Annotated in this window: 1 protein-coding gene; it reads right to left on the bottom strand. The window is 30.9% G+C overall.

Annotated features, from left to right (window positions below; translation table 11 throughout):
* Window positions 1–383: 383 nt before the first annotated feature.
* Complete coding sequence (locus tag A5844_RS13710) at window positions 384–578, bottom strand: hypothetical protein (protein WP_086285718.1); 195 nt, start codon at window positions 576–578, stop codon at window positions 384–386.
* Between the last annotated feature and the right edge of the window lie 288 nt (window positions 579–866).

The following is an 866-nucleotide window of genomic DNA, read 5'->3' as shown; positions in this document are numbered from 1 at the left end:
TTGAGGCTAAATTCATTGTATACAAAATTTTGTATCTGTCTCTTATACACATCTAGATGTGTATAAGAGACAGTTATTGAATAATAGGTGTAAGAAAATCTTGATAAATAACTTATTTGATAACGAATAAAATGTATTTAACCAATAACTCTGTTTACCCAGTAGCTCAAGAAGCTTAATAAGCATTCTGCTCTATTCCTTGTATAGCAAGGAGTAGAGCTTTTTTATTATAGTATTAGTGATAAAAGAATTAAGGAAATAAAATAGATTCAACCATGGTCGACGCATTAAGAAAGAAGCTTTTTCTAGTATTTCTCTTTTTGTGAGTTACTGGCTTGACGGAACATAGTAAATGATATAATTTTTTTGGTTATCTACATCGTTTAACGCTCGCTCTTGCATTTCAGTCTAGAAAGGGTACTATTCGATTGAAGATTTCGTCCTTCATTTTCACGCCTGATTTTCTCCTTTTCTTGTCTCTCCATGGTTTGTTTTATTATGTCTTGAAGTGCTTTGTCATATTTCGCTAATTGACGTTTAACAGCGGATTTTTCATCGCTTGAGAAATATTGTCCCATGTTCATCACTCCTATTATTTTATAGTATTAGTATAAATTAAATATAAAAAGGAGCTGTCAGTTTTTTTAAAAGAGGAAGAAACAATTGTTTAAAATACTGTATTCAATCAAGTTTGGACATCTAAAACCTGTCTCTTATACACATCTAGATGTGTATAAGAGACAGGAGAAATATTGTCCCATGTTCATCACTCCTATTATTTTATAGTATTAGTACTGTCTCTTATACACATCTAGATGTGTATAAGAGACAGGTCTTACGGTAATTCTCGTACCATAAATTGTATA

It is taken from the genome of Candidatus Enterococcus wittei, assembly GCF_002140175.1.
GTDB classification, from domain to species: domain Bacteria; phylum Bacillota; class Bacilli; order Lactobacillales; family Enterococcaceae; genus Enterococcus_B; species Enterococcus_B wittei.
Note: the sequence above shows the minus strand (reverse complement) of the source record. Positions and strands in the feature narration are given on the sequence as shown.